Origin of the sequence: Brevibacillus nitrificans (genome assembly GCF_003710965.1) — a bacterium.
Classification (GTDB): domain Bacteria; phylum Bacillota; class Bacilli; order Brevibacillales; family Brevibacillaceae; genus Brevibacillus; species Brevibacillus centrosporus.
This window is the reverse complement of sequence record NZ_RHHU01000006.1, coordinates 67,413-83,688: the sequence shown is the minus strand read 5'-3', so window position 1 is coordinate 83,688 and position 16,276 is coordinate 67,413. Positions and strand designations below refer to the sequence as shown.

Genomic DNA, 16,276 nt, shown 5'->3' with positions numbered 1-16,276 from the left:
TTAGTATAATGATTGCAAAACAGCTTCTTCAATCAGCAAAAATGATCGGATCTGTTGCGTATCGTACATAGGAGCAAAGTTTTGTCTCTTTTCCAATCAAAACTTTTGAAACAGTGGTGGTTGCCAATGATGAAATCAGAGCACGGAATGGACAAGCGAGTGAAAAAGACGAAAATCGCTTTAAAGGATTCCTTGATCTCGCTCATGCAGGAAAAGGACTTTCGCGATATTTCCGTTACCGATATCGTGGAGACAGCTGACGTCAACCGCGGCACCTTTTACCGGCATTTTCAATATAAAGAAGAATTGCTGGATGAGCTGATCGATGAGGTGTTAACGGATTTGATCCGTTCGTATCGAGATCCGTACGAGAAGGTCGAGGTCTTTCGAGTAGGGGAAATGTCGGCCTCGGCCATCAAGATTTTTGAACACGTCGCGGCACACGCTTCGTTTTATACGATGATTATCAAATCAAATGCGCTGCCCGGATTCCAAAACCGGATTTGTTTGGAGCTGAAGAAGCTGTATTTGCACGAGCTCTTTCCCAAAGACGGCAGAATCAAAGTCAACGAAGACCTCCTGGCCAGCTATCATTCCTACGCCCTTTTCGGGATGATCATCGAATGGGTCGATGGCGGCTATGCGTATTCCCCTGCATACATGGCTGACCAGCTGTTAAGCATTCTTCATCTGCGCATGACGGAGCCTGTGTACGTCAACAAAGCACCCGTCGAATTTTCGGAAAAGGAAAAGTAATGCAGCTTGACATTTTCTTGCGTTGTAACTAAAATGATTACAACAAGAGGTGATCAAGCCTCTTTCTTTTTCGGAACAGATGTAACAAATATAGTTACAACGATAAAGTACGATACCTTTTAAAAACCAATCCTATACATTAACGGAGGGAAATGAGCATGAAAATCGCCATTATTGGAGCAAGCGGAAAAGCAGGAAAATGGATTACGAAAGAAGCGTTGGATCGTGGACATGAAGTAACCGCCATCGTACGTGACGCTGCAAAAATCACGGAGGCGAACGTAGCGGTTTTGGAAAAAGACGTTTTCGCTCTGAAAGCAGAAGATCTGAAAGGATTTGACGTTGTCGTCAATGCTTTCGCTGCACCACTTGATGAAGCACATCTGCATGTAGAGGCAGGAAACGTACTGATCGAAGCCATGAAGGGGGCCCCAAACACTCGCTTGCTGGTAGTGGGCGGAGCTGGCAGCCTGTTTGTAGACGAGGCCAAAACAACTCGTGTGCTGGAAACTCCTGATTTCCCTGAAATGTTTTTGGCAACTGCAAAAAATCAGGGAGAGAACCTGCGCATCCTGCAAGGGACTGATTCCATTCAATGGACGTTCATCAGCCCGTCTGCCTTCTTCGACGCGGAAGGGGCTCGCACAGGTTCCTATGTAGTAGGGAAAGATCATCTGCTGGTAAATGCTAGCGGTCAAAGCTACGTGAGCTACGCTGACTATGCGATTGCCGTTTTGGATGAAATCGAAAACCCGCAGCACCGTAACGAACGATTCACGGTAGGATCGAAGTAAATCCCAGGAAAACGAAAAAAAGACGTGCCGAGGAAGTCCTCCATGCACGTCTTTTTTTTATTTTATTTTCTAAAGGTTCTAATTTCCTATTTCAATTTTTCTATATTTTTTTATACTATCGGAAAGCATATAAATTTACTAAGGATTTATCGTACCAGCGATCCAATCACCGGGTAGTGGAAAGGTCTTCCCTTTAAGGAGTAAATGATGCCTTTGATTGGATAGTAGATACCCATCAGGCCGAATACGATCAGGAACGGAATGCCGATCAAAATGAACGACAATGCCCAGGAAATGCTGATCAGTACTCCGATGCAGACGTGAAACAGCAAAGCCTGTAAAGCCATATTTTTGGCATCGCGATCCTGCATGAGCAGCCATACCACCAATGGCACCAGGAAGGGAGCAAAAAACGCACTCGCATGTGTGATAGCTTTAACACCGTTATAATCCATTGAATTAGTCCTCCTCGTCGTCACTGACGAACTTCTATGATCCTATTGTATACGAGGAATATGGCTAACCAAAACCATCAAAAGCGTGATTTTCGATTCCGACTGCAGACGGAGGAAAATTCCTTTCTGATCCGTTACTGTGAATCTTAAGAAAATCTTTTGTATTTCCATAAGTAATTCTAAATGGAAAATGGGTATGATGACATGTATAGCGAGATGTTCTATACAGAAAAAGGAGCGAGACAAACCATGATGATTCATTGCCATCAACCGGTCAGCTTAAAGGAACGGCTGATGTTCTTCTATAATTTCTTGCAAGCTCCGGGTCAAGTAGGTAGTATTACGCCAAGTTCGCATGCGCTAGCCAAACAAATGATGAAGCCAATCGACTGGGATAAAGCGCAAACGATCGTAGAGCTGGGTGCCGGTACTGGCATTTTTACCAAATGGATTGAGGAGCTAAAGCGAACGGACGCTACGCTGGTATCTTTTGAAAAGGAAACGAGTATGCGCAAGCGACTGGAGCTTCAATTTCCAGATACGCTTTTTCACGAGGATGCGGTTGAGCTGGTGCGTGTTTTGAATGAAGCCGGACTAGGGAAAGCAGACGGGATCATTTCAGGCTTGCCGTTTGCCAATTTTCCTCAGGCGCTGCGCGATCAAATCATGGAGCAGGTATATGCTGCCCTGAAGCCAGGTGGGGTTTTTGTAGCGTTCCAATATTCGCTGCAAATGAAAAAACAGCTGAAGGACGTCTTTACGGACGTTTCTGTCAAATTGGTGCCATTCAATGTTCCCCCTGCATTTGTATATGTGTGCCGAAAGGAAATCGGATAGATCGTAGGAGGAATACACGAGAATGGTAGTCGAGATGCTGACGGATTCGGTAGGTCAGTTTGGTTATCTTGCCCTCTTCTTTTTATTGTGGCTAGGGATTGTGGGAATGCCGATTCCTGATGAAGTGATTGTTTTATCCGCCGGTGTATTGACCTCTACAGGCGTTCTGCAGATCATCCCGGCTTTTGTAGCTACTTATTTGGGGGTTGTATCCGGGCTGTCGCTCGGTTACGTCCTGGGCAGAACCGTAGGCGCTCCAGCTTTAAACTGGATCGGGCGGAAAAAGGGGATGCACAAGTACGTGGCGCATGCGCAGTCTCTTTTGGAGCGGTACGGGAGCTATGCGCTGTGCATCAGTTATTTTTTGCCAGTGGTCCGCCACGTCGTTCCTTACTTGGTGGGGATCGGCAAGATGACGTTTCGCCGCTACGCATTGTTTTCTTATACGACAGGTCTTGTCTGGACACTGATTCTGTTTGTGATTGGCCATATTACCGGCAATAACGTCGCTTACCTCAATGCGCATCTGAGTACGCTGACGCAAGGTATGGCAGCAGGTGTGGCGGGTCTTGTCCTCGTGGCGGCAGTGGCTGTGTATGGCTACAAGGTATGGAAACGGCGAAAAGAGCGGGCAGTTGCCTCCAAAGAATACAGCAAGTAAACCTCTGGGTATCCCGGAGGTTTTTTTGATTTTGAAATTTCGACTATAATAGACCGGAGTGAGAGGGGAGAACAAACGATTGTGGCAACAAAAAGACAATTGCTCTGGGCCGATCTATCGCTGTTTGTCATCGCGCTGGCCTGGGGGTATACATTCATTTTGAGCAAGGATTTGCTGATGGAGCTGACACCCTATTATTTTTTAGGGACGAGGTTTCTCATCGCGGCACTCATTCTGCTTCCTTTTATCTGGAGGAGGCTGCAAGCACTTCCTCGTGAAGTATGGCTGCAAGGGATAGGATGTGGGGTGGTTCTGTGCGCTGCCTTCACGCTGCAGCTGTTGGGGATCGATCGGACGACTCCGGGGAAAGCTGGGGTCATTACAGGGACCAATGTGATTCTCGTCCCGTTTCTTTACTTTCTTTGGCGTCGCAAGTCTGTGGGAAAAGGGGCGATCATCGGCAGCGTTCTCGCCTTTTTGGGACTGGCCTGCTTGTCTGGAGAAGGCGATTGGACAGGGCTTTCTTCCGGGGATCTACTCGTTTTTTTGTGTGCGATCTTTTTTGCCATGCACATCCTGATGGTTGACCGTTTTTATGAAAAACAGGCAGATGTCGATTCCCTCAGCTTCGTCATGATCCAGCTTCTCGTTGTGGGAGTAATCGATCTTGTCATTGCGCTGTTTACCGAGCCAGTTCCACATGGGCTCAGCCCCTACGGATGGTTTTCTTATTGGTTTGACTGTCTCTTGGGCACACTGCTTGCCTATGTCGTTCAGATCAAGGCGCAGCAATTTTCTCCACCTGTACACGTCAGCATCATTCTTTCGCTGGAAGCAGCGTTTGCATTCCTGTTTTCCTGGCTGCTGTGGGGAGAAATCGTTACACCGACTATTTTGGCGGGTGTGTTTTTATTGCTGGCCGGCATTTACATTACGGAGCTCAGCGATCAACGTACATAGCTGTCGATGCAAAACCCCACCTTTGCTTTTTGCAAGCTGGTGGGGTTTCCCGTGTGATTAGTTGCGGGCGGGATTGCGTTTGGTCCCGCGCTGGCGGAGCCATTCCGGCAGTACGATCCCAAGCAGAATGACAATCACGCCAATTAGCTGGAGCATGCTCACCGATTCATGCAGAACGAAGTAGGAAGACACAACAGCCATGGGCAGCTCGGCGGCACCGAGGATGGCTGCCATTCCCGCACCGATGTGTGGAATGCCAAAGTTGAACAGGACGGTTGGCAGCAAAATTCCGAAGAAAGCGAGCAAAAAAACGTAAGGGAACAATCCCTCCCACAAAGCTCCATTGAAAAGGAAAACAGGCGGATAGATTACGCTCGCCAAAAGGAAGGAGCCGAAAGCCATGCTTGCGCTTCGTACCCAGGGATGTACCGTAGTCGCAGCCTTCCCGCTAAAAAGCAGAAACAACGTATAAGAAACCGCTGAAAGAAGACCAAAACATACACCGATCAGATTGAATTCCTCGATCCCGCCACTCTCGAAAATACCGCCGGCGAGCAAAGTTCCGATCAGCAGAATAATTAGCGAGCTCGCGGTTTGTCTGTCGGGTAGTCGGCGATTCAGGATGGCCTCTGCGAATACCCCCATCCATGTGAATTGAAAAAGCAAGACGATTGCGATGGAGGCCGGGATGTATTGGAGAGCGTTGTAGTAGAAGATTCCCGTCGATCCCACGGTCAAACCGACTGCAACGAGGAGGAGCCATTGGCCTTTGCGCGGTCTTTTGCGCAAGAAAAACAAGGAGGGCAGCAAGGTCAGCACGAGTCCGAAGAACATTTGTCCACCGATCACTTCAGCTGGAGAGTACCCTTGTCCGTAAGCCAATTTGACGATCGTAGAGAGGATTCCATAGCTGCAAGCCCCTAAAAAAACCAGTAGAATGTAGCGCATATATGGGAAGTCTCCTTGTGCATGTCATTTAGTCCTTAGCTAGGATAATACGCACTACAGGCTTTGTCTATGTGAGTCGTTCATATTGTCTCGAATCCGAGGTTTTCCTCTGGCTCCGTGCGGGAAATAAGGAAGTGACGAATGGACCGCATGAAAGGAAAGGGGAGGGCGGATGTTTTCATCGAAAGTAAAAGATCGATTGTTTTCAACATTTCTTTTGTTAAGCCTATTCCCAATTCTCTTTATTTGTTTTTTGTTTTATAAGGAGGCCAAAGAGGCGATATTTGAACAGTACAAGTCCAACTCAGAGGGGCAGCTCAAGATGGCTGATGCGCGCTTGTCTCTGTTTTTACGTACGGTACAGGATGAGGTCAACCACCTGGCGAAGCATCCGCTGCTGCGTGCGGACGAGCGCAATCTGGAAGTGCTTCGTCCCTTGTTCTCCCAGAAGCAGTATCAGGATATGGTGGGGAACATTCACTTGATCAGGAGTGATCGCAGCATTGCGTCCCTTTACCCTGAGAAGGGATGGACAGGGGGGGAGGACTCCATTTCGTTCACCCGGGAATCGTTTGAGCAAAGTTCAAACAATATATGGGCACTGAGCAGAACGGATGCAGAGGGGAATCCCCGGTCGATATACATCGCACAGAGAGTCAGAGACAACGATGACAAGCCCATCTCTTTACTGCTGGTAGAAATACGTTTGGACAGCCTCTCCAAGTGGATTCGTACGAGCTATTCCAAGGAGCAGGACAATTTGATGGTGATCAACCAGACAGGAAAAATTTTTCTCCAAACCCGAGGAAATCAAATAGGAAAGAAAATACAGGAGATTGAGAATCGGGATATTGTGAGAAGTATAGTAAGCAGCCAGTCGACTACCAGTGTCTTTACGTACCGGCTCGAGGGAAAAACCTATTATGCGGTATACTACGTTTCTCCTGTCAGTGGAAGCGGTTATCTGGAATGGATTGGAACCGATGAAATCAATAAGCGACTGGAGCGGCTGCAGCTGATCTTGTTAGTCACAATTTGCTTGGTTGTCGGTTTTTCTGCTTATGTTGCCCATCGTTTTTCGCGGTGGATCGGACAGCCGATTTACAGATTAGTCTCCGCTACGGATTCGCTCTTGCGTGGCGATTTCTCGATCCGTGTCCCGATTGAAGGGATGGACGAAATCAAGCTGCTGGAAAAGAAATTCAACCAGATGGCGGGTCAAATGCAAACCTTGATTGAGCGAGAACGGGAGTATATGCAGGAGAGCCTGGATCAAATCGTGCGCAGCTTTTATCTGGCTGTGGAGATGAAGGATCCCTATACGGCAGGACATACAGAGCGAGTCACGGCATACGCACTTATTCTCTACGATTATTTGGATGAAAAAACTCGCGATCAATTCTCCCGTGATGATTTACGCTATGCCAGTTTAATGCACGACATCGGCAAAGTAGCGATTCCTGACCAGGTACTTCTAAAAGCTGGGAAGCTGACGAACGAGGAATATGAAAAAATGAAGCAGCATTCATCGATTGGTGCCAATATCGTCGAACAGATCGCGAGCTTGGCCCACGTCAGTCCAGGTGTCCGCCATCATCATGAGCGCTGGGACGGAAAAGGCTATCCCGATCAGTTGAAAGGAGAAGAAATCTCCCTCTTCGGGCGAATCATTGCAGTCGCGGATACCTTTGATGCCATGACGACGACCCGCTCCTACCGAAGGGCGATGACGTTTGATCAGGCGTACGAGGAAATTGTGAAATGCGCAGGCACGCAGTTTGACCCCAAGATCGTGACCGTATTTCAAAAGGCATACCATGAGCGGCATTTAAAAGAAAAGGCGCAGTCTATTCCGCGCGCGATCGCGCTGGAAAAAGCGCCGGAACAAACCAAACAAGCAAGGTAAGGGGACGTTTCCCTGTATTGGTTGGGGTTTACGCCTTGCTATCGACTCCTATCTCTGGTATTCTAATCGTACCGTGCTAGACGGGGAGGTTGCGGTGCCCTGTAACCTGCAATCCGCAATAGCAGGGTTGAATTCCTATCATAGGTTTCCTCATGTGAGGCTGCCTTATGGCGGCGGTGTTGAGGATCGGGTCCTGTGCAACGCGAACCCATGAACCTGGTCAGGTCCGGAAGGAAGCAGCCATAAGTGGATCATCGCGTGTGCCGCAGGGCAGCCTGGTCTGAGCTGCTGCCATGAGTAACGCTTGGATGAGGATTATCGAAGATAGGTGCACGGTACCTTATATCGACAAAGCAATAGCATGTTTCCTTCGGGAGGCATGCTATTTTTGTTACACAATTCAAGTCCATCCTGCCAACTTTTCCAATCGGCCCACGTTTTTTTTGTTGTTTTTTGACGATAAACAGCGAAACATTTATATCCTCTTGAACAAGCTTCAGGGCAGGTTTTACGAGGTTCTTCGCGAAATTTTTTAAGAGGGAGATAATAGGTACTTTCCTGCACGTTGAAATACGCCATAGGTCAGGGGGGACAAGCTGTGAGTGCATCTTTTTCGCTACATCTCGTTGGCTCGTCCAGACGATTGCAGAATTTCATGCATCAACTGCCTACTGCTGTTTTACTGGTGAATGAGGCGGGTAGTATCGTAGAGGTAAACGAACAATTGCTTCGTGTAACCGGATTTTCACGCGACCAACTTGTCAATCGGCCGTTTCAAATCATCCTTCCTTTTGATGGTACGATGGAACAGATGTACGAAGAGCACCTGCAAAAGGAAGAACAGCTTGAATGTAGTGTGGAAGTAGAATGGCTGAATCGGCAAGGAAAGTGTGGAAAAACCCCTGCGATGATTTTGGTGCAGCAAACCGAACAGCCTTTGTATTTGATTCATCTGTTCCAGTTGGCACAGGAAACCAACCATTCGTTGTCTCAACGACTGCTGACGAAGCTGACACACGACACCAGCCTCGGTTTGTTTATACTCGATGAACAGGGCCACATTATTGAGGCGAGCCAGACGGCATGCAAGCTCCTGGGTATGGAGCGCCTGCAGGTCATCAACAAACACATTGACCGCGTTTTCGCGGGGATTCCGGAGCAGCATCGGCTCATTAAAAAAGAGCTGCTGGAAGGAGTCAAATTGCACAATATCGCCACGTCATGGACCAACGACAATCAGCGCTATGAACTGATCGTAGATGCCAATACACTGCAGGACGAGACAGGGAAAACGGTAGGCGCTTTTGTCCTTTTTAAAGATATTACAAATCTGCGTTCCTTTGAGCAAAAGCTGGAACGAAACGAACGGTTAGCCATGATCGGGCAAATCGCTGCCGGGACAGCCCATGAAATCCGTAACCCGCTTACATCTATCAAAGGATTTTTGCAAATGTTCTTGCAATCGTTTGCGGAAAGCGGGATGGATCGGGAAAAGGCATACACGGAGATCATGCTGACTGAGATTAATCGGATCAACTCCCTGGTGAGCGAGTTTCTCTTGCTGAGCAAGCCGCGCAATATCCAGTATTCCATGGTGGACCTCAATACTGTTTTCGCGGAGATTTTGCCGATCGTGGAATCGCAGGCCATTCTGTATGGGATCGACGTGAAGTTTACCTCCAATGGCAAGCTTCCGATGGTAGTGGGGGACAATGAGCTGCTGAAGCAGGTATTCCTCAATATCTGCAAAAACGGCATCGAGGCCATGGGCGAGCAAGGAACTCTGCACATTTCCCATCACATCGACCAGGATGGCGACAAAGTGAGCATCGACATCCACGATTCGGGGCCAGGTATCCCGCTCTACATCATCGACAAGATTTTTGACCCGTTTTTCACAACCAAAGAAGAAGGAACAGGCTTGGGGCTTTCTGTCTGCCAGAAGATCATTCACGATATCGGAGGGCAAATCCGCGTCTCGTCCAAAGGATACGGTACGACCTTTCATATCATGCTCCCTTACCTGTAAAAAACGAAGAAGCGAAAGCGTCCCGCGCAGCCTTGTGTATGGGGCGTTTTCTTTGTACAGATAGTAATTATAGGATTCCTATCCAGTACAAGCGCAACTATGGCTCCGCCCATTGGCGTATCCAAGTTTCCTAGTACCAACCAGGCCAATAGTGTATAATGAAAAGGATATAGAAGAGGACTGTCAGATGGGGAGTGTCACACGAACATGGCTTATACTGCGCTGTATCGCGTATACCGACCGCAGACGTTTCAGGATGTTGTCGGACAAGAACATGTGACGATTACTTTGCGCAATGCTTTGCGTGAAGGACGGCTTTCCCATGCCTATTTGTTCAATGGTCCCCGTGGTACGGGTAAGACCAGTGCGGCGAAAATCATGTCCAAAGCAGTGAACTGTGAACAGCCGATTGACGGTGAGCCGTGTAATGAATGCGGTTCTTGTCGGGCGATAACAAGCGGCTCTGTGACAGATGTACTCGAGATTGACGCCGCGTCCAACCGTGGGGTAGAAGAAATTCGCGATATTCGCGATAAAGTCAAATTTGCCCCAAGCGATGTCAAGTACAAGGTGTACATCATTGACGAAGTGCATATGCTGACGACGGAGGCGTTTAATGCGCTGTTAAAAACGCTGGAAGAACCGCCTTCGCACGTCATTTTCATTTTGGCGACAACGGAGCCACATAAGCTGCCTGCGACCATTATTTCTCGTTGCCAGCGTTTCGATTTTCATCGGATTCCGCTAAAGGTAATGGTCAATCTGCTTCAGAAGATTTGCCAATCGCAAGGAGTTCGAGTCGAAGAACAAGCGCTTCAGCTCGTAGCCAAAATGGCGGAGGGCGGTGCACGTGATGCCCTTAGTCTGCTGGACCAGGCGATCAGCTTTAGCCGTGATGAAGTGCGAGCTAGCGACATCATGCAGATCACGGGAACTGTTTCCCAGACGTATTTTTCTGTCCTGGCACGGTCCATCGCCGAACGCGACGTAGCACAGGTCATGGAGCAGTTCGATCAGATCATGGTGCAAGGGAAAGACCCTGAGCAGTTTCTGCACGATTTTCTGTATTACTATCGTGATATGCTGCTCTTGAAGACGGCCCCGCAATTGGAGGAGATCGTGGAGAGGACGATGATTGACGATCAGTTCTCCCACGTAGCCGAGCTTTACGGCTTTCCCGAGTTGTACGCGGCGATCGAAACGTGCAACCAGGCGCTATCTCAGCTAAAATGGTCTACGTACGCCAGAGTACTGGTAGAGCTGACGCTGGTCAAGCTTTGTCAGCCGACTGCACAGCAAGCGGGGGCACCCGCTGCTGCAGCTGTGCAAGTGAATCATGAAGAAGTAAATGGCATGGCAAATCGGATTCGTGTCTTGGAAGAGCGGCTCACACAAGTATTACAGGGGCAGGTAAGCTTGCCGACGCAAAAATCGGAGGAGCCACGAAAAGTGGAGCCGAAACGTATTGCGGCTGCAGGGGGCGGCTCGCGTACCTCGATGAACAGAGTGCGTGAGGTAGCCAAAGCAATGGACGAAAACCTGACCCGTCAGGTGCGCGGACAATGGAGCCAGATATTGACCGATCTGAAAAAAGTGAAAATCCAGTACCAGGCTTGGCTGGTAAACGGTCAGCCTATTGCTGCGTCGAGTGATTCAGTGGTGGTTACCTTCACCAGCCCCATCCACTGTGATAAGACCATGGAGCCTGAACTGAAGGGCGTCGTTGAACGAGTCTTGCAAAGTGTGCTGGGAAGACCCTTGCAGCTTCTCTCCATCATGGAAGAGGAATGGCAGTCGGTCGAGCAGCAGGTAGGGCAGAAGGATACGCCTGCCGAAGAACAGCAAGACCCGTTCTTAACGGAAGCCATCAAGCTCGTAGGTGAAGATCTTGTTGAAGTAAAAGACTGAAGCTATACCAAATAAAGGGAGGACTCTCACATGAAAAACATGCAGCAAATGCAACAAATGATGAAGCAAGTAAAGAAAATGCAAGAAGAAATGCAAAAAGCGCAAGAAGCTCTGAAAGATAAAGTGGTTGAAGGCTCTGCTGGTGGTGGCGCTGTTCTGGTAAAAGCAGACGGCCACAAGCAAGTCAAAGAAATCGTCATCAAACCCGAAGTAATCGATCCAGACGATGTAGAAATGCTGCAAGACCTCGTGCTGACTGCAGTGAATGACGCTCTGCGCAAAGCAGACGAACTGATGGCAAAAGACATGGGCAAATTCACAGGAGGAATGAACATCCCAGGTTTGTTCTAAACGTAAAGGAATTTATAAGCGTTTACGCTTTTAATTTCCGGAGCGCATGAAAACTTTCCGCAAAAACGCGGTCGCTCCTCCTTGAAAAGCCGCGATAGAAGTTTTCTTAATGAATTAGGAAGTTGAAGGAGCAGACGCGATGTTCTATCCAGAACCGGTATCCAAGCTGATCGAAGGCTTCATGAAACTGCCCGGCATCGGTCCCAAGACCGCTGGGCGGCTTGCCTTTTTTGTTCTGAACATGAAAGAGGACGATGTACTGGACCTGGCAAAGGCGCTCGTGAATGCCAAACGCCAGCTGCACTATTGTTCCGTTTGCAACAACATCACGGATCTCGATCCTTGCCACATTTGCAGGGACAAGCGCAGAGACGGCTCCGTTATCTGCGTGGTACAGGAGCCCAAGGATGTGGTGGCGATGGAGAAGACGAGAGAATTCGAAGGCTACTATCACGTGCTGCATGGTGCGATCTCACCCATGGACGGAATCGGTCCGGAAGATATTCGCATCCCGGATCTCTTGAAACGCCTCGGCGACGAGCAAGTCAAAGAGGTCATCCTGGCGACAAATCCCAACATCGAAGGGGAAGCGACAGCGATGTACATTTCTCGTCTGATCAAGCCTTTTGGAATCCGGGTCACACGCATTGCCCATGGATTGCCGGTGGGCGGCGATCTGGAATACGCAGATGAAGTGACGTTGACCAAAGCATTGGAAGGTCGGCGTGAGCTATAGGAGCAGTAACTTAAAAAGACGGGGGAACCTGTCTTTTTTGCTTTGTGCGAATGTTTGAACCCAAGCAGGGAGGGAAGCGGGATGCCTGTCATCCGTTCAGAGCTGATGATTGAAGCACCGCAGCAGGTGTGTTTTGATGCAGCGAGAAGTATTGATTTGCATATGGAGTCAACAGCCAAGACGGGCGAGAAGGCGATAGGCGGCGTAACGAGCGGCCTGATCGAGCTGGGAGAGTCTGTGACCTGGGAGGCCGTGCACTTTGGCATCAAGCAGCGTTTGACGGCTAAAATTACAGAGATGGAGCAGCCTCGTTATTTTGTCGATGAAATGGTTTCCGGAGCATTCAAATGTTTTCGGCATGAGCATGAATTCATTCCCGTTGGAAAAGATCGGACCCGCATGCTCGATACATTCGACTATACGTCACCGCTTGGGCTCCTGGGAAGAATCGCGGACAGGCTAGTTCTGGAGGCGTACATGACACGGTTTCTGCTGGAGAGGAATCTCTATTTAAAGCAAGTCGCAGAGAAGCAGTTCAAGCAGATGGAAGAAAAGAAGGTCTGAGAATACCGGACTTTTTTGGTGGGACGAGACATAGAGTGAAGATAGGAGCGTGAAGAGATGGTGACAGGACCGGGAATGTCGCTGCGGATCGAGCCAGAGAGACATCGGTCTACTCCGTGGGCGATCATGCTGTTTATAGGGTATTGGCTGATGTTTGCCGCAGAGTTTTCCGTCATACGTTTCTACCGGGGAGAAGACGGGCGCTGGGTCGCTTCGACGATGGAGCAGCCGCCCATGTGGCTTTCGCTGACGGTGCTGATCATCACGGCTCTTAGCTTGATCGGAGCGATGGGGTTTGTACTCAGTGTATGGAAACAAAGCCGCCTCTCGCTATGGCATTGGGGAGACCGCGATTTGACGGGCAATGACGTGCTGCACATGGTGGCATGGATGCATGTATTTCAGACATGCACACTGCTCTTGTACGGTTTGATTCTCGAAGGGACTCTCTTTACGGAGGGGACCATCGGAGGGGCTTTTGAATCCGCTTCGTTTCAAGTGTTTCTTCTGATTGTGATCCCGCTTTGGTTCCGGGGGCGTTTGGGGGAAATCGGCGTACGACGACCTGCGCAGCTTGGACGGATGCTCATCACACTGTTGATTCTGTTTCTCTTTATAGCCAAGGTTTTGGACGTGGCGATCACCAATCCATTGTCGGACTGGCTGGGGCTATCCCTCTCATCTGAGCGTGAGCAGCAAATTGAAAAAGAGATTGTGCAGGCAAAGCAGACGGATATGCTGGCCGCAGCGGCGTCCTTTCTCGTGATTGGAATTATGGTTCCTATCGCAGAAGAGATCCTGTTTCGCGGAGTCATCCAAACGTACTTGGTGCGACGCGTGGGAGCGGTCATAGGCATTGTCTTGAGCAGCTTGTGGTTTGCGCTGCTGCATATTGATTTGGCTTTGTTTGTCCCACTCTTTGTAATTGGGCTTGGATTGGGATTTGTCCGCCATCGCTATGACTCGATATGGGGTGCGGTTTTGCTGCATGCCGTCAACAATCTGACTGGCGTACTGTACTACTTTCAATAAGGAGGTACACAGGTGTGAGCAGGTGGGGGAAGAAAACGAGGATACTGATCGACGTAGATGCAGGGGGGCTGGATGCTGCGGTCAATCAGGCGAGACTGGATTGGCAGCACGCCCGCCATTTGGTCGAGATCAGCGAGCCGGATGGCGGCTTGGATGATGCGATTTACTATTTGCAGTTGACGGAGAAACGCTATATGTATCTTCTCTCGCAAGCGAAGCGGGAGCATCATCGTAAGCAAGCGTAAGGGGGAAAGCTCATGGAAACGGGATGGGTTGTTGCGCTGATTATTGCGGGGATCTTACTCGTCATTGCGGCCAGTAAATCGGTGACGGGCCCCGTACGTTGGATTGGCTTTGGAATCATGCAATTGGTGATCGGAGCCATCCTGCTGTTCTTTGCCAATCTGGTCGGGGAGCTTGCCAGCTTTCACATCCCGATCAATCCGGTTACGGCACTGCTTGCCGGTTTTCTGCGGCTCCCTGGCCTGGCAGCCCTCGTAGTTATCAAGCTTTGGGTGATGTAGCGAGCAGAGCACGAAGGCTTTATCCATCCGTTAGCAAGAAGGCGACGCCGCGGTTTTCGTATTTTACCCGGCACTGCTTGGATTGGCGAAAGGACGCGAGCAGCGCCAGCAGTCGAGGGAGCGATAGAACTACTGTGCCACTGAGCAAGGTCAATCCGTATTCGACGGGCAGCCATACATAGGCAGCTGCAGCGAGAAACAGGCAGCCGAACAAAACGGTGCTCTCCCCCGAGCGATAGACGGTTAGAGGAACCGGTAGGCGATAGCCGCTTCCCCACCAAGGAGAGACAAGCATGTCCGCTGTCGTTTGTGGCTTGTGCATACGCATCTGGGCATACAGACGAAAAAGGATGAGATGACAGATGGCTATCGCTGGCAGTATCGCGAGTGTGACGATCAGCCTGGCAACAGGTATGCTCAGATACAGGGAGATGCCGATCAAGGACGAGCCCATCAGCAGCCATTGAAGCATGTAACCAATCATACCCCAACGAAAGCGGTATAGGAGTTTGTAGCTGTAGATGGTTTGACTGATTGGTTCCTTCATACGTCACTTCCTCTTCTGACAAGCCTTGATTTCGATTTTTATTATCGCACAGACATCCAGGACGAAAAAGCATCAGATGGGAAAGATTTCAGCCGTTGGCGATGCCGGCGGCTTTTTTGCTTGTGTGCGCCCATGGCATGAGCGGCAGGGAGGAATGGGTAGGATAGGAGGAAGGAAGAGGAACTCGTTTTCGGTTTCATGGCGGTAGAGGAGGTACGGATTTGCGATTACTGGCTTTGTCAGAGGAGATCACTTCGGTGGAGAGTCGGGATCTGAAAGCTTGCGGCATACAGCTGATCCCTTATGGAAAGCAGACACAGTGGGCTGGACAAAAGGTGGATGGAGTGCTGCTGACCAAAGAGGCGTCACAGGCGGCTTGGGAAGAGGCGCTTCCTGTTTTAAGTGCGACTCCTGGCCTGCTGCTATTATACGGCCCGAGCATCCCATATGGCTGGGCACAGCGATTGGTCGACAACAGCGATGGCGATGAAGCATGGGAGGTCGTCAGGATGGCGCTGGTGGCAGACGGTGAAAAGGCGTTGATCGGTGGAAGCGCAGATGGATTCTGGGTGCGTACGCTCTGTCGGTCGCTTGCCAAAAGTCAACGGGTGTCGCTGGTCTGTAAAGCGAAGGAGGTGGACGAGGCAGTCCGTCAGCTGCCGCTCTATTTGGCGTGGAAGGAACGTTTTTTTGTGGAGCTCGGTGAAGTATGCGATCAGGAGGAAATCTCTCTGCAAACCGTAGCGCGCGCGATGGGAATGGACAGAAGAGTAGGGCAGGACTGGCTGTATCCCGAACGTTTGGACCACCGGCGCGTGATGCAGTGGATTGAGCGGGAAGGTAGGCTTGTAGCAGAAAAGGCGAACGTGCATCGAATCGCGCTATGGGGTCCTGCTGCGCTTTGGAGAGAGATGGATAAAAGCTGGCTGCAGGGAAAAGAGGTATGCTTGGTTGCCCAAGAGGATGAGCCAATTCCGAACGACATCTTCCCAGAATGGACAACGAACAGGACGTGGGAAAAAGGGCTTGAGGACGCGGATTTATTGGTGATTGGCAAAGCGGACGGTATCATCAGGGGACTGCCGCTGCACGAGTTGGTTCTATGTATGAAACAAGCGATTGTTCTAGACGCTTGCGCTTGTTTTCCCCTTCAGGAAGCACGCAGCTTGCTCCACAGCTACCGAGCTATCGGCGAAAAGACGAACGTTTGGGAATGATGCTGATTATAATGGGGTATAATGTTTGGTAGATTGAGGAAAAGGGCAGGC

Annotated in this window: 18 protein-coding genes and 1 other RNA gene; 16 read left to right on the top strand and 3 right to left on the bottom strand. The window is 49.8% G+C overall.

Annotation, left to right across the window (positions count from 1 at the left end; all coding sequences use genetic code 11):
* Positions 1-126 precede the first annotated feature (126 nt).
* Positions 127-756, top strand: coding sequence for a TetR/AcrR family transcriptional regulator (locus EDM59_RS12305; protein ID WP_246011017.1), 630 nt, complete (start codon positions 127-129; stop codon positions 754-756).
* Between the two features lie 158 nt (positions 757-914).
* On the top strand, positions 915-1,550 hold the full coding sequence (locus EDM59_RS12300) for an NAD(P)-dependent oxidoreductase (protein WP_122923867.1): 636 nt from the start codon (positions 915-917) through the stop codon (positions 1,548-1,550).
* A gap of 146 nt (positions 1,551-1,696) precedes the next feature.
* Here the strand turns inward: EDM59_RS12300 and EDM59_RS12295 are convergent, their stop codons facing one another.
* Positions 1,697-2,005 (bottom strand): DUF4870 domain-containing protein, encoded by a 309-nt coding sequence (locus EDM59_RS12295; protein WP_092274849.1) that lies wholly within the window; start codon positions 2,003-2,005, stop codon positions 1,697-1,699.
* 249 nt (positions 2,006-2,254) lie between these two features.
* Here EDM59_RS12295 and EDM59_RS12290 point away from each other — a divergent pair, with 249 nt between their 5' ends.
* The 3 genes from EDM59_RS12290 (at position 2,255) to EDM59_RS12280 (ending at position 4,463) form a co-directional block, all read left to right on the top strand.
* A complete protein-coding gene (locus EDM59_RS12290) occupies positions 2,255-2,842 on the top strand; it encodes a class I SAM-dependent methyltransferase (protein WP_092275062.1) in 588 nt (195 codons plus the stop codon).
* 22 nt (positions 2,843-2,864) lie between these two features.
* The gene (locus tag EDM59_RS12285) at positions 2,865-3,503 is read left to right on the top strand and encodes a DedA family protein (RefSeq protein WP_122923866.1); all 639 of its coding nucleotides are present in this window, start codon (positions 2,865-2,867) and stop codon (positions 3,501-3,503) included.
* An 81-nt stretch (positions 3,504-3,584) separates the two neighbouring features.
* Entirely contained in the window at positions 3,585-4,463 is an 879-nt protein-coding gene (locus tag EDM59_RS12280; RefSeq protein ID WP_122923865.1) for a DMT family transporter, read from the top strand.
* Positions 4,464-4,520: 57 nt separating this feature from the next.
* On the opposite strand, the gene EDM59_RS12275 is transcribed toward EDM59_RS12280, so the two are convergent.
* Positions 4,521-5,411, bottom strand: coding sequence for an EamA family transporter (locus EDM59_RS12275; RefSeq protein WP_122923864.1), 891 nt, complete (start codon positions 5,409-5,411; stop codon positions 4,521-4,523).
* Positions 5,412-5,733: 322 nt separating this feature from the next.
* Between EDM59_RS12275 and EDM59_RS12270 the strand changes: the two genes are divergently transcribed.
* The 10 genes from EDM59_RS12270 (at position 5,734) to EDM59_RS12225 (ending at position 14,461) form a co-directional block, all read left to right on the top strand.
* Positions 5,734-7,317: an HD domain-containing phosphohydrolase gene (locus EDM59_RS12270; RefSeq protein ID WP_183192898.1), complete on the top strand. Its 1,584-nt coding sequence runs from the start codon at positions 5,734-5,736 to the stop codon at positions 7,315-7,317.
* A 71-nt stretch (positions 7,318-7,388) separates the two neighbouring features.
* Positions 7,389-7,653, top strand: an RNA gene (ffs, locus tag EDM59_RS12265) — signal recognition particle sRNA large type.
* Positions 7,654-7,915: 262 nt separating this feature from the next.
* A complete protein-coding gene (locus EDM59_RS12260; protein ID WP_122923862.1) occupies positions 7,916-9,346 on the top strand; it encodes a PAS domain-containing sensor histidine kinase in 1,431 nt (476 codons plus the stop codon).
* Positions 9,347-9,553: 207 nt separating this feature from the next.
* A complete protein-coding gene (gene dnaX / locus EDM59_RS12255; protein WP_122923861.1) occupies positions 9,554-11,254 on the top strand; it encodes a DNA polymerase III subunit gamma/tau in 1,701 nt (566 codons plus the stop codon).
* A gap of 39 nt (positions 11,255-11,293) precedes the next feature.
* Entirely contained in the window at positions 11,294-11,605 is a 312-nt protein-coding gene (locus tag EDM59_RS12250; RefSeq protein ID WP_092275065.1) for a YbaB/EbfC family nucleoid-associated protein, read from the top strand.
* A 139-nt stretch (positions 11,606-11,744) separates the two neighbouring features.
* The gene (gene recR, locus EDM59_RS12245) at positions 11,745-12,341 is read left to right on the top strand and encodes a recombination mediator RecR (RefSeq protein ID WP_122923860.1); all 597 of its coding nucleotides are present in this window, start codon (positions 11,745-11,747) and stop codon (positions 12,339-12,341) included.
* Between the two features lie 81 nt (positions 12,342-12,422).
* The gene (locus EDM59_RS12240; protein WP_122923859.1) at positions 12,423-12,905 is read left to right on the top strand and encodes an SRPBCC family protein; all 483 of its coding nucleotides are present in this window, start codon (positions 12,423-12,425) and stop codon (positions 12,903-12,905) included.
* Positions 12,906-12,962: 57 nt separating this feature from the next.
* Complete coding sequence (locus EDM59_RS12235; RefSeq protein WP_122923858.1) at positions 12,963-13,937, top strand: CPBP family intramembrane glutamic endopeptidase; 975 nt, start codon at positions 12,963-12,965, stop codon at positions 13,935-13,937.
* Between the two features lie 14 nt (positions 13,938-13,951).
* Positions 13,952-14,182, top strand: a complete 231-nt coding sequence (locus EDM59_RS12230) for a DUF2508 family protein (protein ID WP_122923857.1) — start codon at positions 13,952-13,954, stop codon at positions 14,180-14,182.
* A 12-nt stretch (positions 14,183-14,194) separates the two neighbouring features.
* Complete coding sequence (locus EDM59_RS12225; protein WP_122923856.1) at positions 14,195-14,461, top strand: pro-sigmaK processing inhibitor BofA family protein; 267 nt, start codon at positions 14,195-14,197, stop codon at positions 14,459-14,461.
* 19 nt (positions 14,462-14,480) lie between these two features.
* On the opposite strand, the gene EDM59_RS12220 is transcribed toward EDM59_RS12225, so the two are convergent.
* Positions 14,481-15,008, bottom strand: coding sequence for a hypothetical protein (locus EDM59_RS12220; RefSeq protein WP_122923855.1), 528 nt, complete (start codon positions 15,006-15,008; stop codon positions 14,481-14,483).
* Between the two features lie 221 nt (positions 15,009-15,229).
* Here EDM59_RS12220 and EDM59_RS12215 point away from each other — a divergent pair, with 221 nt between their 5' ends.
* A complete protein-coding gene (locus EDM59_RS12215) occupies positions 15,230-16,225 on the top strand; it encodes a hypothetical protein (RefSeq protein ID WP_122923854.1) in 996 nt (331 codons plus the stop codon).
* Positions 16,226-16,276 lie beyond the last annotated feature (51 nt).